Annotated in this window: 10 protein-coding genes; 7 read left to right on the forward strand and 3 right to left on the reverse strand. The window is 66.8% G+C overall.

The window, feature by feature from the left end:
* The first annotated feature begins 1 nt into the window (after position 1).
* From G398_RS16690 to G398_RS16705, 4 genes are all read left to right on the forward strand, one after another.
* Positions 2 to 3,334 carry an efflux RND transporter permease subunit gene (locus G398_RS16690; RefSeq protein ID WP_052571581.1) on the forward strand — a complete coding sequence of 1,111 codons (3,333 nt, stop codon included), beginning with the start codon at positions 2 to 4 and terminating at the stop codon, positions 3,332 to 3,334.
* A 279-nt stretch (positions 3,335 to 3,613) separates the two neighbouring features.
* Positions 3,614 to 3,841 carry a hypothetical protein gene (locus G398_RS16695; protein ID WP_043483969.1) on the forward strand — a complete coding sequence of 76 codons (228 nt, stop codon included), beginning with the start codon at positions 3,614 to 3,616 and terminating at the stop codon, positions 3,839 to 3,841.
* A gap of 69 nt (positions 3,842 to 3,910) precedes the next feature.
* Positions 3,911 to 4,150 (forward strand): YHS domain-containing protein, encoded by a 240-nt coding sequence (locus tag G398_RS21170; protein ID WP_043483972.1) that lies wholly within the window; start codon positions 3,911 to 3,913, stop codon positions 4,148 to 4,150.
* Positions 4,151 to 4,352: 202 nt separating this feature from the next.
* Complete coding sequence (locus G398_RS16705; RefSeq protein WP_052571583.1) at positions 4,353 to 5,999, forward strand: M4 family metallopeptidase; 1,647 nt, start codon at positions 4,353 to 4,355, stop codon at positions 5,997 to 5,999.
* A 4-nt stretch (positions 6,000 to 6,003) separates the two neighbouring features.
* Here the strand turns inward: G398_RS16705 and G398_RS19405 are convergent, their stop codons facing one another.
* Positions 6,004 to 6,648 (reverse strand): NUDIX hydrolase, encoded by a 645-nt coding sequence (locus G398_RS19405; protein WP_026852967.1) that lies wholly within the window; start codon positions 6,646 to 6,648, stop codon positions 6,004 to 6,006.
* Positions 6,649 to 6,819: 171 nt separating this feature from the next.
* On the reverse strand, positions 6,820 to 9,039 hold the full coding sequence (locus G398_RS0106315) for a RelA/SpoT family protein (protein ID WP_169720622.1): 2,220 nt from the start codon (positions 9,037 to 9,039) through the stop codon (positions 6,820 to 6,822).
* Positions 9,040 to 9,273: 234 nt separating this feature from the next.
* Between G398_RS0106315 and G398_RS16715 the strand changes: the two genes are divergently transcribed.
* From G398_RS16715 to G398_RS0106330, 3 genes are all read left to right on the forward strand, one after another.
* Positions 9,274 to 10,134 carry a tRNA1(Val) (adenine(37)-N6)-methyltransferase gene (locus tag G398_RS16715; protein WP_052571588.1) on the forward strand — a complete coding sequence of 287 codons (861 nt, stop codon included), beginning with the start codon at positions 9,274 to 9,276 and terminating at the stop codon, positions 10,132 to 10,134.
* Positions 10,135 to 10,584: 450 nt separating this feature from the next.
* On the forward strand, positions 10,585 to 14,013 hold the full coding sequence (locus G398_RS0106325) for a PKD domain-containing protein (RefSeq protein WP_245576277.1): 3,429 nt from the start codon (positions 10,585 to 10,587) through the stop codon (positions 14,011 to 14,013).
* A gap of 38 nt (positions 14,014 to 14,051) precedes the next feature.
* A complete protein-coding gene (locus G398_RS0106330) occupies positions 14,052 to 14,750 on the forward strand; it encodes a hypothetical protein (RefSeq protein WP_026852970.1) in 699 nt (232 codons plus the stop codon).
* 61 nt (positions 14,751 to 14,811) lie between these two features.
* On the opposite strand, the gene G398_RS0106335 is transcribed toward G398_RS0106330, so the two are convergent.
* Positions 14,812 to 14,997: a hypothetical protein gene (locus G398_RS0106335; protein ID WP_157492306.1), complete on the reverse strand. Its 186-nt coding sequence runs from the start codon at positions 14,995 to 14,997 to the stop codon at positions 14,812 to 14,814.
* Between the last annotated feature and the right edge of the window lies 1 nt (position 14,998).

Here is a 14,998-nt window from a genome sequence, read left to right on the forward strand (position 1 = left end):
GATGAGCGGAACCACGGCCTACGATCCCGAGCACCCGACCTTCCTCCAGCGCATCATCCGCTTCTCCGCGGAGAACCGCTGGCTGGTCATCGCAGCCTCCGCCGTCCTGCTGGCCATGTCCTTCTGGACCATGCGGAACATCCCCCTGGACGCCCTGCCGGACCTCAGTGACACCCAGGTCATCGTCTACAGCAAGTGGGACCGGAGCCCCGACATCGTCGAGGACCAGGTCACCTACCCCATCGTCACCAGCCTGCTGGGGGCCCCGAAGGTGAAGGCCGTGCGCGGCCTCTCCGACTTCGGCTTCTCCTACGTCTACGTGATCTTCGAGGACGGCACGGACATCTACTGGGCCCGAAGCCGGGTGATGGAGTACCTCTCCAAGATCACCGCCAACCTGCCGCCGGGGGTGCAGACCTCCCTCGGCCCGGACGCCACGTCTGTGGGCTGGGTCTATCAGTACGCGCTGGTGGACCGCAGCGGGAAGCACAGCTCGGATGAGCTGCGGTCCATGCAGGACTGGTTCCTCCGCTACGGCATCCAGAGCACGCCTGGCGTGGCCGAGGTGGCCACCGTGGGCGGCCAGGCCCGGCAGTTCCAGGTCCAGGTGGATCCCAACAAGCTGGCGGCCTACCGGATCCCCATCGAGTCCGTCATCGGGGCGGTGAAGGGGGCCAACGCCGAAGTGGGTGGCCGCTTGGTGGAGTACAGCGGCCGCGAGTACATGGTCCGGGGCCGGGGCTACGTGAAGGCCACCAAGGACCTGGAGCAGGCGGTGCTCAAGGCCGAGAACGGCACCCCCGTGCGGCTGGGCGACGTGGCCACCGTGACCCTGGGGCCCGAGATGCGCCGGGGCCTCGCGGACCTGGACGGCCAGGGCGACGTGGTGGGCGGCATCGTGGTCATGCGCCAGGGCGAGAACGCCCTCAACGTCATCGAGCGCGTGAAGGCCCGCATCGGCGAGCTGAAGCAGGGCCTGCCGGAGGGCGTGGACGTCATCACGGTCTACGACCGCTCCGAGCTGATCCACAACGCCATCAAGACCGTGAAGCACAAGCTCATCGAGGAGATGATCGTCGTCTCCATCATCATCCTGATCTTCCTGTGGCACGTGCCGTCGGCCCTGGTGCCCATCATCACCATCCCCGTGAGCGTGGCCCTGGCCTTCATCCCGATGTACGGCATCGGCCAGAACGCCAACCTCATGAGCCTGGCGGGCATCGCCATCTCCATCGGCGTGCTGGTGGACGGCGCCATCGTGGAGGTGGAGAACGCCTACAAGAAGATCGAGAAATGGATCGAGGCGGGGAAACCGGGAGACTTCCATCACGTGCGGCTGGAGGCCCTGATGGAGGTGGGGCCCTCCGTGTTCTTCTCCCTGCTGGTGGTGGCGGTGAGCTTCATGCCCATCTTCACCCTGGTGGACCAGGAGGGCCGGCTCTTCAAGCCCCTGGCCTATTCCAAGAATCTCGCCATGGCCATCGCCGCCATCCTGGCCCTGACGCTGGATCCCGCCATGCGCATGCTCTTCGCGCGGGTGGAGCCTTTCCAGTTCAAGCCCAAGTGGCTGGCCTGGACCTTCACCCAGGTCGCGGTGGGCAAGTACTACGCCGAGGAGAAGCACCCCATCAGCGTCTTCCTCCACCGGATCTACGAGGGGCCCTGCCGCTTCGTGGTGAAGCACGCCAAGGCGACCATCGCCGTGGCCGTGCTGGCGGTGGCGGCCACCATCCCGGCCTTCATGAGCCTGGGCAGCGAGTTCATGCCGCCCCTCAACGAAGGCACGATCCTCTACATGCCCTCGACCCTTCCGGGGCTCAGCCAGACCGAGGCCCAGCGCATCCTGCAGGTGCAGGACCGCCTCATCCGCACGGTGCCGGAGGTGGACCGCGTCTTCGGCAAGGCCGGCCGGGCGGACACCGCCACGGATCCGGCCCCCTTCTCCATGATGGAGACGGTGATCGTCCTCAAACCCGAGGAGCAGTGGCGCGAGAAGCCCCGCTGGTTCAGCTCCTGGGCGCCGGACTTCCTGAAGTCCATCCTGCGCCCCCTCTGGCGGGACCGGATCACCGAGGAGGAGATCGTGGCGGACCTGGACCGCGTGGTGCGGCTCCCGGCCATCCCCAATGCCTGGACCATGCCCATCAAGGCCCGCCAGGACATGCTCTCCACGGGCATCCGCACGCCCGTGGGCCTCAAGATCAACGGCGCGGACCTGGCCACCATCGAGAAGGTGGCCGTGGACGCCGAGCGCATCCTGGCGAACGTGCCCGGCACCCGCAGCGCCTTCGCCGAGCGCACCGCCCAGGGCTACTTCCTGGACTTCGTGCTCAAGAGGGAGCAGCTGGCCCGCTACGGGCTCAGCGTAGAGCAGGCCAACATGCTGGTGATGACCGCCATCGGCGGCGACAACCAGAGCACGGTCTTCGACGGCCGGGCCCGCTACCCCGTGAACGTGCGCTACGCCCGGGACTTCCGCGAGAATCCCGGCGCCCTGAACCGCGTGCTCATCCCCACGCCCAGCGGCGCCATGATCCCCATGGAGGAGATCGCGGAGCTCACGTGGGCCAACGGCCCCGCCATGATCCGCGACGAGAACGGCCAGATGAACGGCTACGTGCTGGTGGACTTCGACACCTCCAAGTTCGACGTGGGCACCTACGTCCAGCACGCCAAGGCCGCCGTGGAGAAGGAGCTCAAGCTGCCCGCGGGCTACAGCCTCACCTGGTCGGGGCAGTACGAGAACATGATCCGCGTGAAGGAGCGGCTGAAGATCATCCTGCCCATCACGCTGGTGCTGATCTTCGGGCTGCTCTACGCCAACACCAAGAGCGCCTTCAAGGCCTCCGTGGTGATGCTGGCCGTGCCCTTCAGCGCCATCGGCGCCTTCTGGCTGCTCTGGGCCCTGGGCTACAACATGAGCATCGCCGTGTGGGTGGGCCTCATCGCCCTCATGGGCCTGGACGCCGAAACGGGCGTGTTCATGCTGCTCTTCCTGGACCTCAGCCACGACGAGGCGAAACGGGAGGGCCGCCTGAACACCACCGGCGACCTGGTGGAAGCCATCATCCACGGGGCCGTGAAGCGCGTGCGGCCCAAGGCCATGACGGTCTTCGCGGCCTTCATGGGCCTGCTGCCCATCATGTGGAGCACCGGCACCGGCGCCGACGTCATGAAGCGCATCGCCGCGCCCATGGTGGGGGGCCTGGCCACCAGCTTCCTCCTGGAGCTGCTGGTCTACCCCTCCATCTACTACCTCTGGAAGCGCAGGGAGGTCGTGGAGGGGCCCATCACGCCCGATGCCACGCCCGAGCCCGCACCGCAGCCGGCCTGAACCCATGAACGTGCGTTCCAGCTTCCCATGTCCGACTCCCTCCCCTGCCCAGGCTTCCGGCATCGCGCTCCTGATGCCGGGACCGGGCGGGAGGAGTGGCGTCCCGCGGGGCGCCACCGGCGCCGGCGAAGCCCTGTTCTGGAGGGTTCAGGGTCCAGCCGGCGCCGGCCTTTGGGGAGGCTCCGCCTTCCATCCCATCCACTTCCCCCTCGGCGGCCCCGCGCACGGCCCAGGTTCCGCCGCTCTCGAACGGGCCGTCACCCGAACAAGGATCTCCCCATGCTCAACCTCCTGCTGACCCTGGCCATGACCGCCAGCCCCCAGGCCAAGCCCGCCACCAACACCAAGTGCCCCGTCCTGGGCGGCAAGGTCTCCGAGAAGTCCAAGACCGTGGTCGTCCGGGGCCAGGAATACCGTCTCTGCTGTGCGGGCTGCGATGCCACGCTGCTGAAGAACCCCGACAAGTACCTGGAGAAGGACGGCACGCCCAAGAACGCGAAGAAGTAGCCCGGCCCGGGCCGCATCCTGGCCCCGGCCAGGATGCGGCTAGACTGGGGCCTCTGGACCGGAGGTCCCATGCTCCCCGCCGCCCTGCTCACCCTCGCCGTCCTCGCCGCTCCCGCCGCCGGGAAGGCCAAGCCCGCCACCAACACCAAGGACCCGGTCTGCAAGATGACCGTGGACGCCAAGTCCGCCACCGTCGCCGTGCGCGGACGGGAGTACCGCGTGTGCAGCAAGTACTGCGGGGAGGCCCTCCAGAAGGATCCGGACAAGTATCTGGACAAGGATGGCTCCGTGAAGGCCGAGAAGAAGTAGCCGCACTCCCCATCCATCCGTCCGAAATTCCGGGAGCGCCTGGGCGCTCCCGGAATTTTGCATGATATACAACCCCCATGAATGGAATAATTATCAATGTCATGGAAATGGGGTCGAAAAATTAACACAACTTAACAGCTGGGAGTAGCATCTTGACCCCAGGTCGGTCGGGCACCCGACCCTCCTCTCGCCTGGAGGTCCCATGCGCTCCGTGGTCCCCTTCCTCCTCCCCGCCTTCCTGCTGGCCGCGCCCCCGGATCAGGCCCGCACCGACGCCCTGGCCCGCGAGGCCCGGGGCCACCTCCTGGCCCGCGCCTTCGAGATGGGCCTCGGCCCGGACCTGGGGCTGGCCTTCCGGGGCCGCAGCGCCGATGCCCTGGGCGAAGACCACGTCCGCCTGGACCAGACCTACAAGGGCGTCCCCGTGCTCGAGGGCGAGGCCATCGTCCACTTCCGGAACGGCCGGGTGCGCGCGGTCACCGATGACCTGGTGCGGGGGCTGGCCCTATCGGTGGAGCCCATCGTGGGGAAGGCCGAGGCCCTGGCGGCCGCCCATGGGGCCCTGGCCCCCCGCGGCGCCTACGCCCATGAGCCCTCGGCGGAGCTGGTCATTGCCAGCCTGGATCCCGAAGGGCCCGGCCGCGCCCGGGCCGCCCTGGCCTACCACGTCCACACGGAGCTGGAGAACGGCGCCGGCGAGACGAAGCACACGGACTTCCTGGTGGACGCCCACACCGGCCGCATCCTGGAGAGCTGGGACACCCTCCACACCGCCGGAGCGACGGGCACCGGGGCGTCCCAGTGGTACGGGACCGTGAGCCTCTCCACCAACGGCACCGGCACCGGCTACGAGCTGCGGGACACCACCCGGGGCACCAGCGGCCGGTTCGGCAACAATGTCACCACCAACCTGCTCAACGGCACTTCGGGTGCCGGCACGATCTTCACCGACGCGGACAACGCCTGGGGCGACGGGCTCCAGTACGACGGGACGCCGGGCATGGGTGCCAACGCCCAGACCGCGGGTGTGGACGGGCACCGGGGCATGCAGGCCACCTGGGACTTCTACCTGAACGTGTTCAGCCGGAACGGCATCGACGACGCAGGCACCGCCACTTTCAGCCGCATGCACTACAGCAGCCAGTACGACAACGCGTTCTGGTCCGACAGCTGCTTCTGCATGACCTACGGGGACGGCCAGGTGGGCGGCTCCGTGGGCGAGGCGGATCTGGACACGGCCGGCCACGAGATGAGCCACGGCGTCTGCGCCGCCACGGCCAACCTCGTCTACCGGAAGGAGTCGGGTGGCCTCAACGAGGCCAACTCGGACATCTTCGGCACCCTGGTGGAGTTCTACACCCTGAACAACAGCACCGGCAGCTTCATCCCAAGCACGGCGGGGCCGGGCCCCATCACCGCCAACTACAAGCTGTTCGAGAACAGCTGGGGCCACGCCTACCCGAATGAGGCCCTGCGCTGGATGTACAAACCCAGCCGCGACGGACGCAGCCCGGACTTCTACAGCAGCACCATCGGGCGGCTGGACGTGCACTACAGCTCCGGCGTGGCCAACCACTTCTTCTTCCTGCTGGCCCACGGCAGCCAGGTGGACAGCTTCAGCGACAACCTGGGCTCGCCCATGACCAACGGCGTCACCAGCATCACGGGCATCGGCAACGACAAGGCCGGCCGCATCTGGTACCGCGCCCTCACCACCTACATGACCAAGCGGACGAACTACGCCGGGGCCCGGGTCGCCACCCTGAACGCCGCGGCGGACCTCTACGGCGCGGGCTCCACGGAATACGCCACCGTGAACACGGCCTGGCTGGCGGTGAACGTGAAATAGGCCCTCAGGTCTGTGCGGCCCCCCGGGGATCCGCACAGGCCTCCAGGACATCCAGCCACGCCTTCAGGATGAAGGCTGTGGCGCCCCAGAGCGGGGCCTGGGGCAGCTCGAGCCGGGGCACGTCCAGGGCCAGGCCCTGCCGCTCCAGCCGCTCGATGGTCCAGGGCGCCTCCATGAGGGGCGCCAGGGGGAGCATGAGCACCTGCTCCAGCTCGTGGTCCAGGCGCTGGAAGCGGGGCACCGGGGCCTCCCAGCGGAAGAAGACGGGGGTGAAGCGCACGCGGGCCTTGGCCACGCCGTCCGGGAAGCAGCCCAGCTCCCAGAGGCCCTCGGTGACGCCGATCTCCTCGGCCACCTCCCGGCGGGCGGTGGTGGGCAGGTCCCGGTCTCGGGCTTCCACCATGCCCCCGGGGAAGGCGATCTCCCCCGCGTGGTGGGGCGCGCCGTAGCCGCGCTGGGCCAGCACCAGCTTGCGGGCCCCCTCCGCGTCGCCCCAGAGGATCACGCCCACGGCCGCCCGGCGGGAATCCTCGGGGATGCGGGAGCTGATCATGTGCGGATTCGGTCCGAGCTGCGGCCGCCGCAGGCTCTCACCGATGCGGGCCCAGGGGATGGGCGGGGCTTCGTCGGGGGGGCGCCAGGCGGTCATGCTGTTGCCCTCCCTGAAAAAACCTCCACGAAGGGCACGAAGAATTTAATAGGGCACGAAGAAATGCCTGGATCCGTAGGCGGGGAGGCCAAACCGATGCGTTTTTCTTGGTGGCCTTCGGTCTTCATTCGTGTCCTTCGTGGAGATCCTTGATGCCTGGTATGGAACGGCCTATTTCACCTTTCCGAACACCGAGCCCTTCACGCGCTCCACGGTGTAGACGCCGCGGATGCGGCGCAGGCCCGCCATGAGCTCCACCAGATGGGCCCGATCGCGCACGCGCAGGGCGATGTGGAAGAGGCCGGCGCCCTCCTCCGTGGCCGAGCCGTGGAAGCGCTGCACGTTGATGCCCACGCGCTGGATGCCCTCGGAGATGGCGGCCACCATGCCGGGCCGGTCCTCGGTGGTGAGGGCGATCTCGGTGTCGTACAGCTCGGTCCCGTGCTTGCCCCAGGCCACGTTCACCCGGCGCTCGGGGTGCAGGGTGGCCGTGTTCAGCTGGGGGCAGTCGGCCCGGTGGATGGCCGTGCCCCGGGTGCGGGTGATGTAGCCCACCACCTCGTCGCCCCAGATGGGCTTGCAGCAGGCGGCCAGGGCGTAGAGGATGCCCGCCGTGTCGCCCACCACCACGGAGTCCATAAGGTTGGAGGTGTTCTCCTTGGGCCGGGCTCGCTCGGGCTCGGGGATCAGGGGCTCGATCAGCTTGTGGACCGTGATGCGGCCGAAGCCCAGGGCGGCGTGGGCCGCGTCCCAGTTGGCCAGCTTCAGCTCCGCCAGGCGGGCCTCCAGCTTGGCGTGCGACTCGGGGTCGTCCAGGCGCACGCCCAGGGCGCGGGCCTCGCGTTCCAGCCGTTCCCGCCCCAGCGTGATGGCGTGGGCGCGCTCCTCCTCGCGGATGAAGGCCTGGATGCGGCTCTTGGCGCCGGCGGACTTGACGAAGCCCAGCCAGTCGCGGCTGGGCTTGTGGTCGGGCCGGGTGAGGATCTCCACGCGGTCGCCGTTCTGGAGCACGTGCTTGAGTGGCACCATGCGCCCGTTCACCTTGGCGCCCACGCAGCGGTGGCCCACCTGGGTGTGGATGGCGTAGGCGAAGTCCACGGGCGTGCTGCCTTCCACGAGGCTGCGGAGGTCGCCCTTGGGCGTGAAGACCTGGATGCGGTTGAAGGTCAGCTCGCCGCGCAGGTTGGCCACGAGGTCTCGGCTGTCCTGGGCGTCCTGGTGCAGCTCCACCATGCGGCGCAGGAAGGCCACCTGGTTGATCTCCATGCGGTTGGCGATGCGGCCGTCCTTGTAGGTCCAGTGGCTGGCGATACCGGCCTCGGCGTGGAGATGCATCTCCTCCGTGCGGATCTGCACCTCGAAGATGTCGCCGGAGCTCATGAGCACCGTGGTGTGGATGCTCTGGTAGCCGTTCTCCTTGGGCAGGCTGATGTAGTCCTTGAACTTGCCGGGCACGGGCCGGTAGAGGCCGTGCACCAGGCCCAGGGCCGTATAGCAGCTGGCGCGGTCGGGGCAGATGATGCGGTAGGCCAGCCAGTCGTGGATGTCGTCGAAGCCCTTGGCCTGGGCGCCCATCTTCTTCCAGATGCCGTAGAGGTGCTTGACCCGGCCGGTGACGTGGGCGTTGATGCCCTGCTGGCGCAGGATGGCCTGGAGCGAGCCGTGGATTTCCTGGATGGTGGCGGCGAGCTTGGCGCGCTTGGTCTCCACGGCGTTCTTCAGCTCCGCGTACTGCTCGGGCTCCAGCTGGCGGAAGGCCAGGTCCTCCAGCTCCAGGCGCACCACGCCCATGCCCAGCCGGTTGGCCAGGGGGGCGTAGAGCTCCAGGGTCTCGCGGGAGATGCGCCGCCGCTTCTCCTCCTCCATGACGTCCAGCGTCTTCATGTTGTGGAGGCGGTCCGCCAGCTTCACCAGCAGCACGCGCACATCCTTGCCCATGGCCACCAGCAGCTTGCGGACGTTCTCGGCGTTGAGCAGGTGCTTGTCCGTGAAGGCCAGCTTGCTCATCTTCGTGAGGCCGTCCACGATCTCGCCGATCTCGTCCCCGAACTGGGCCTTCACCTGGGGCAGGGTCATGAGCGTGTCTTCGACCACGTCGTGGAGGAGGCCGCAGGCCACGCTGGCCGCGTCCAGCCGCCAGTCCGCCAGGCTCTGGGCCACGGCCAGGGGGTGGAAGAAGTAGGGTTCGCCGCTCTTCCGGAGCTGGGTGGCGTGCATGTCCCGTCCCACGGTATAGGCTCGGCGGAGCAAGGCCACGTCCCCCTTGGGATGGTGCTGGATGAAGGCGGCCTTCACCCGGTCGAAGGCCCCATCCAGGGTCAGGCAGGCATCCCCCCCGCAGGCCAATCCCTCCCCCTCGCGGAGGATGGGCTCCAGGGTTTTCCCAGGCACGGCCATGGTTGAGTGTCGCGCAGGGGCTGTCTAGGCGCCAGATGGAAGTGCGGGAAACAGGGGGGAAGGGACTACGAAACGAAAAACACTCGCCGAGAAGGGACGAGGTCCCGGAGGATGCAGAGGAATCCAGCACGGGGGCGCTGCTCCGTGATCTCCGCTTTCTCTGCGGCCCTCGGCGAGTGTGGTTGTCTTGATTTGAATTCGGTTCGGCATCTGCCACACACTCGGAGAATGCCGCGCCGATCCCTCTCAAATGACGCCGCCAGCTACAAGGGCTGGGTCCGGCCCGGGCCCGTGCCGCCGGGCGGGGTGGGCCTGGAGCCGGGCGAAACGCTGGACGGCCTCTGCGGCCACTGGCGGATCTTCCAGCTGGAGAAGGGCAATCGCTTCAGTGTGGACGACCTGGTGACGGCCTGGTACGGCACCACCTGGTGTCCCCGTCCCGGCCGGATCGCGGATCTGGGCTCGGGCATCGGGAGCGTGGCCCTCGTGACCGCCTGGCGCTGCCCCGGCGCCGTGGTCCACACGGTGGAGGCCCAGGAGGAGAGCCTGCGCCTGGCCCGGAAGAGCATCCGCTACAACGGCCAGGAGGGCCGCATCTTCCCGCGGCTGGGCGACCTCCGCGATCCCGCCCTGTTCGAGGGCGAACCGCCCTTCGACCTGGTGACGGGCACGCCGCCCTACTGGCCCGAGGGCCACCGCCTGCCGGCGGCGCACCCCCAGTCCGTGCCGGCCCGCCTGGAGGTCCGGGGCAGCATCGCGGACTACGCCCAGGCCGCGGCCCGGCTTCTGGCCCCGGGGGGGATCTTCGCCTGCGTCTTCCCCAACGACCAGCGCGAGCGCGCCCTGGCGGCCCTGCGGGAGGCCGGCCTGCTCTGCCTCCATCGGCGCGAGATCGTCTTCAAGGCCGACGAGCCCTACGGTCTGGACGTCTTCGCCGCCGGGCGGCGCCAGGACTACCCCGCCGAGTTCGGGCTCCGGGCCGAGTGCCCCGAAATCGAGCCCCCCATCCTCATCCGCCGGGCCGACGGCAGCGTGGATCCGGCCATCGCCCGCCTGAGACTGGCCGTGGGGTTTCCGCCGGGGCTGTGAGGTACCCGCGACGCCCGGGATATTCTTCTGGAGCTCGAACCAAGCAGGTCTTGCATGGTTAAATCACTTTAAGCGTGCGTTTATTTATTAATTGTGGTGACGACACCCATAGCACGACACTAAATTATTTAAATAATGAGACTCGATATTAACGAACACACAACTAAAAGCTTTAGGCCGGATCCAGCTTGACGCTGGAGATGATTCGATATCCAATCAACAGCATCGGAAATCCAGCTTGGAGTTGCTTGGGTCGTTACACGCGCACCACCTGTGGCTCATTAGCGCCCCCTTGTTGTTTGGAGGTTCTCTATGTCTGGTCGAGGGTTTTTTCACTCAGTGGCAATCCTCGCAACTGCAGCACTCTTGGCAGGTTGTGGCGGTGGTGGCGGGGGCTCGGTCACACCCGGCTCCGGCCAGGTCCAAAACAACCCTCCAGCCATCACGGCTATGGCCTATTCGCCCAATGACGTGCCACTGAATCCATACTCGAGCTATTCCTTCACCGCCAGCGCTTCCGACCCGGATATTGGTGACAGCGTGGCCAGCTATACCTGGGATTTCGGAGACGGCTCCGCGCAGGTGAGCGGGTCTTCGGCGACTGTGGCCCACAAGTTCAACAGCGGCACGCTCGATCCCACCAAGGGGGGAACGGTGTCCGTCAGGGTCCAGGCGGTGGATACCCACGGCCAGGCAAGCAGCTGGTTCACCAAGACCGTGACCGTGGGCGGACAGGCTTCTCCATTGACAGTCACCTTCCTGTCTCCCGCGGCTCCTGTCTCGCTGCAGGTGGCGAATACGGGCACGGTGTCCCAGTCCTTCCAGATCCAGGTGGTGGATGCCAGCGGAGGCGCGGTTGCCACCTCGGGCATCGTCTTCAAGCCGGGGGATCCGGTCGCGGGAGCCTCGGTCGTCAGCACTACGAGTGATGGCGGCGGCAAGTACACCATCACGGTCCAGTACCTCCCCGGCACCATTGGCAGCAGCCGCACGGCCACGCCAAGCGTCGTGGTGACCAATTCGCTGGGCATTTCCAGCGCCTCCGTCAGCGGTCCGGCGGTCACCCTCGTCACCACGGGGCCGAACACTGCACCCACGATCACTGTGACCTCGCCCGCGGCTCCGACCACGGCGGTCTACTCCAGCGTGAAGGCCTCCCTGGGGTTCACGCTGACGGACCTGGACGGGGATCCTGTGTCCTACTCCGTGGACTGGGGTGATGGGATGGCCGCGGATACCGGTGCCGCCACGAGCGGAACGATGTCCGGCGCTTCCGTCAGCCTGACCCACGTCTACGCGGACACCTTCACCACGACCTCCAAGGATGCCGTCGTCACCATCACGGCCCAGGACAACCGGAGTGGGGTCGCTCCGGCCCAGACCCGGACCTTCACGGTCACCTACAACACCTATCCCGTGGCCGTCATCTCCTCTCCTCAGGCCAGCGGAACGCTCCCGAGTCAGACGGACTTGCCCACGAACACCACGACGGGCCTCTACAATCCCGCCACCAGCACGAGCCCCGACCTCGTGGTCATTCCCGCGGGCGGGAGCCTGGCCTTCAGCGGCTCCGCCACTCCGCCGGCCAGCGGGGGCACTGTGACCTATGCCTGGAGTTTCCCTGGCGGCGTTCCGTCCAGCTCCAGCTCCCAGACTCCTCCGACCATCGTCTATCCGGGGACTGCCGGGCAGACCATCGCCTACCTCGCCACGCTGACGGTCACGGACAGCCTGAACCGGGCCTCTTCGACGGGAACTCCCGGTAACATCGCTCCGCCGGCACCGAAGACCTATCAAAAGTGGGTGGTCGTCGACGGTGCTCACACCCAGAACTTCAACCTGAGTTTCCTCTACCGGCAGAAGCCCGAGAGCGGATCTGACATCTTCACCCCCGCGACCCTGCCCGCCAATGGGTTCGGCGCCCTGATCCAGGTGTTCCAGGATGGCCAGTTCACCTCCATCGCCGTGAAGGACCAGGCCAACCGGGCGGTGGTGCAGATTCCCGTCCGATCGAACCTCCCCTTCTACGTCAAGATCCCCACCTTCGGGCCTGACACCCATGGCTACCTGCTGCGGATCCCCAATGCACCCACGGGCGCCTTCGCGGACACCTCGCTCGGGACTTCCATCGGCACCGGATCGAGTTTCGGATTCGGGAATCCGGGTTCTGCCACGGGCCCCTGGGACCCGACCCTGCGCATCGTGACGGCCCAGGGGTTCGGGACCGAGGCCTCGTCGGTCGGGCAGCGCCGGATGCTCGGGAACATCCAGACTTCCGGATTGTTCGATTCGAACATGGCCGGCGGGATCTCCCCGGTGGCTCCCAACACCCGCTGGATGGACCGCCTTTCCGTCCCGGGGAATGATCCCACAGGCAGCATCCAGTGGACCCAGAACTCCAACCTGGCCTTCGGCTTCAGCGGGATCCCCGCCTACCAGGAGTTCAGCGAGTGGACCCTCTTCGCCAAGACCTGGACCGATGCGACGGTGGCGCCAAAAGCCCAAGGTTTCAACACATCCCCCGGGGCTCCCGGGGACATGGGGTTCATCGTCGACTACCCCAAGTACTCTCCCATCACCAAGCCTTCGGATGCCTATTCGATCACGTCCCTTCAGGCCTTCCGAGTGCCAGCCAGTTCGACGGATCCCTACGATTTCAATGCTGGGGCCAACGCCTTCAACGACCTGGGCCTGACGGTCGGCATGGGCGCCAAGGAGAACGCGGCGGCGGGGACTTTCATGAACGCCATCGTGAACGGATCCCAGGGGACGACTCCGCTTCAGGGCGGCATCACTGGATTCGCCATCCCCTTCGATTCCAACGATCCTGACCGGATTCCGGACAAGGCCCTCACCGGGGCATTCAACGGAACCCTGAGCACCCTCTCCTACGCGGACTACCTCTGGTCCCGGGTCTGGGCGCGTCCCTTCATCCTGAACCGCACCTCGCTGGGTTCGACCGACACAGCTTCGGACCTGTCTGTTTTCAAGGGATTCATCTACGCTGCGCCCGCCCTCTGGCCGAAGAACACCACCTCGATCAGCCCGGACAACAGCAGGATCGACCTGACGGCGAACGGCTACACCACCTTCGATGCCTCCATGGCCCCGGTCGGAATCGGGACCGCGCCCTCCACCCAGGGTGTGGGCCACTTCTACTGGACCGCCTTCACACCCTTCTACTCCGCGGCTGGCGGATCGGTCATCAGCCGGACCTGGCAGGCCGACAGCTCCGGCCAGTTCCCGACGACCTTCAGCGGGGCTTCCGCCACGGGAGATGCCCTGAGTGCCTGGGGATTCACGCCCCCCATCTCCCTCGTGGTGGACAAGCGGGGCCGCGACGCACAGGGCGCCCTCAACGGGCAGACCTCGGGCGGATACCGCATCACCTGGTTCAATCCCACGAAGGATGCCAGCGGCAACGTGGTGCCTCCGGACTTCTGGGTGGTGGACGTCCAGGCCAACGGCCTGACCCAGGACTTCATGCTGGCGGCCGGCTATCCGGCCACTCAGTCGATCAGCGACCCGGTCCTGACGGATTCGAGGACTTTCCTGCCATCGGGCGCCAGCACCTACCAGGCCGGCGACAAGGCCGGCCCGGGCTACTGCTGGTTCGATCTCCCGCTGGAACTGCGTCCGACGAGCGGCACCGCGATCATCACCGTGTTCGCCGTGAAATCCATCCACACGAACCGGAGCGTCAATTCGCCCGAGCGGCCCCTGAACCGCACCGACTGGATCGAGGCAGTGAAGACCGCCACGCCGAATGTGACGATCAAGCCCATCTCCGGTGATGTCACCTACGGACACAAGATCGTCTTCAACTACCCCTGGGACATCGTGGTGGTGAACAGCGCCCTGACTCAGGTCGCCCCTTGAAACCATCCCTTTCCCATTCACGTCTCTCTGGAGGATCCGTGAGGAAATCGTTCCTATTCGGCTGTCTTTTCGCGCCGGCCCTGATGTTCGCCCAGTCCACCGACGGTGGGACGGCCAAGGTCCAGGTCTTCGTCGATTCGACCTCTTTCCATGCCTATGATCTGGCCAGCGTCGGCGGCTTCACGTTTGAGGACAAGGCCAAGGAGCAGGTTGGCGTAGGCCTCCGTTGCCTCCTGGCCTTTCCGGAGGCACCGAACTGGGATTTGGAATTCGCCGGACGCTTCCCCCAGAAATCCAAGTTCCAGCTCAACGCTGCGGGTGGCGGGACCCTGGTGGACAACACCCATGTGGATCTCCGTTATTCATGGTGGTCCCTCGGGGTCGGCTATTCGCTGCGCCCCTCCTCTTCCTTCGAGTTGGGTTTCCACCTGGAAGGGAGGGGAGAGAATCTGAAGGTGGATGGCACGACTTATGCCATCAATGGCGGTGTCCTGTCTTCCTATCCTGCCTCCCAGAGCGTGACCTTCTGGCGCCCCTGGGCGCGGATCAGCGCAGACATCTCGTTCCCGACCCGGAGCGGATGGGCCCCCTATGTCGGCGCGGACGTCTCCGGAGCGCTGAAGAACACCAGCCAGGACGGCATCCAGCTGCTGACTGACGGCATCCACGACAACACGATGCTGAAGTCCATGGCGCCGCGCTGGAACGCCTCTGTCTACGTGGGGGTCAGGTTCTGATACACAGCCGGAAGGACAGGGCGGAAACCGTCCACATAGGCGGTTTCCGCCCCGTCCCGTGCTACCGGAAGCTCACGTCCGACTGGGCCAGGGCGTAGGCGAAGCTGGCCAGGGTGGCGGCGTTGTCGGCGAGGTCGTCCGGGTCCACCCAGTCGAAGCTGTCGGCGTGGGTGTGGTGCACTTCGAAGAGGGCAATCTTCCCCTTCACGGCCGCGCTCAGCTTGTCGAGCTCGTCGAAGGAACCCACC

The organism is Geothrix fermentans DSM 14018 (genome assembly GCF_000428885.1).
GTDB classification, from domain to species: Bacteria; Acidobacteriota; Holophagae; order Holophagales; family Holophagaceae; genus Geothrix; species Geothrix fermentans.

Excerpts from the sequence above, each read along its gene's own strand:
- G398_RS16695 (WP_043483969.1), top strand. The coding sequence starts at position 3,614 with ATGCTCAACCTCCTGCTGACCCTGGCCATGACCGCCAGCCCCCAGGCC.
- G398_RS19405 (WP_026852967.1), bottom strand. The coding sequence starts at position 6,648 with ATGACCGCCTGGCGCCCCCCCGACGAAGCCCCGCCCATCCCCTGGGCC.
- G398_RS21170 (WP_043483972.1), top strand. The coding sequence starts at position 3,911 with ATGCTCCCCGCCGCCCTGCTCACCCTCGCCGTCCTCGCCGCTCCCGCC.
- G398_RS16705 (WP_052571583.1), top strand. The coding sequence starts at position 4,353 with ATGCGCTCCGTGGTCCCCTTCCTCCTCCCCGCCTTCCTGCTGGCCGCG.
- G398_RS16690 (WP_052571581.1), top strand. The coding sequence starts at position 2 with ATGAGCGGAACCACGGCCTACGATCCCGAGCACCCGACCTTCCTCCAG.
- G398_RS0106325 (WP_245576277.1), top strand. The coding sequence starts at position 10,585 with ATGGCCTATTCGCCCAATGACGTGCCACTGAATCCATACTCGAGCTAT.
- G398_RS16715 (WP_052571588.1), top strand. The coding sequence starts at position 9,274 with ATGCCGCGCCGATCCCTCTCAAATGACGCCGCCAGCTACAAGGGCTGG.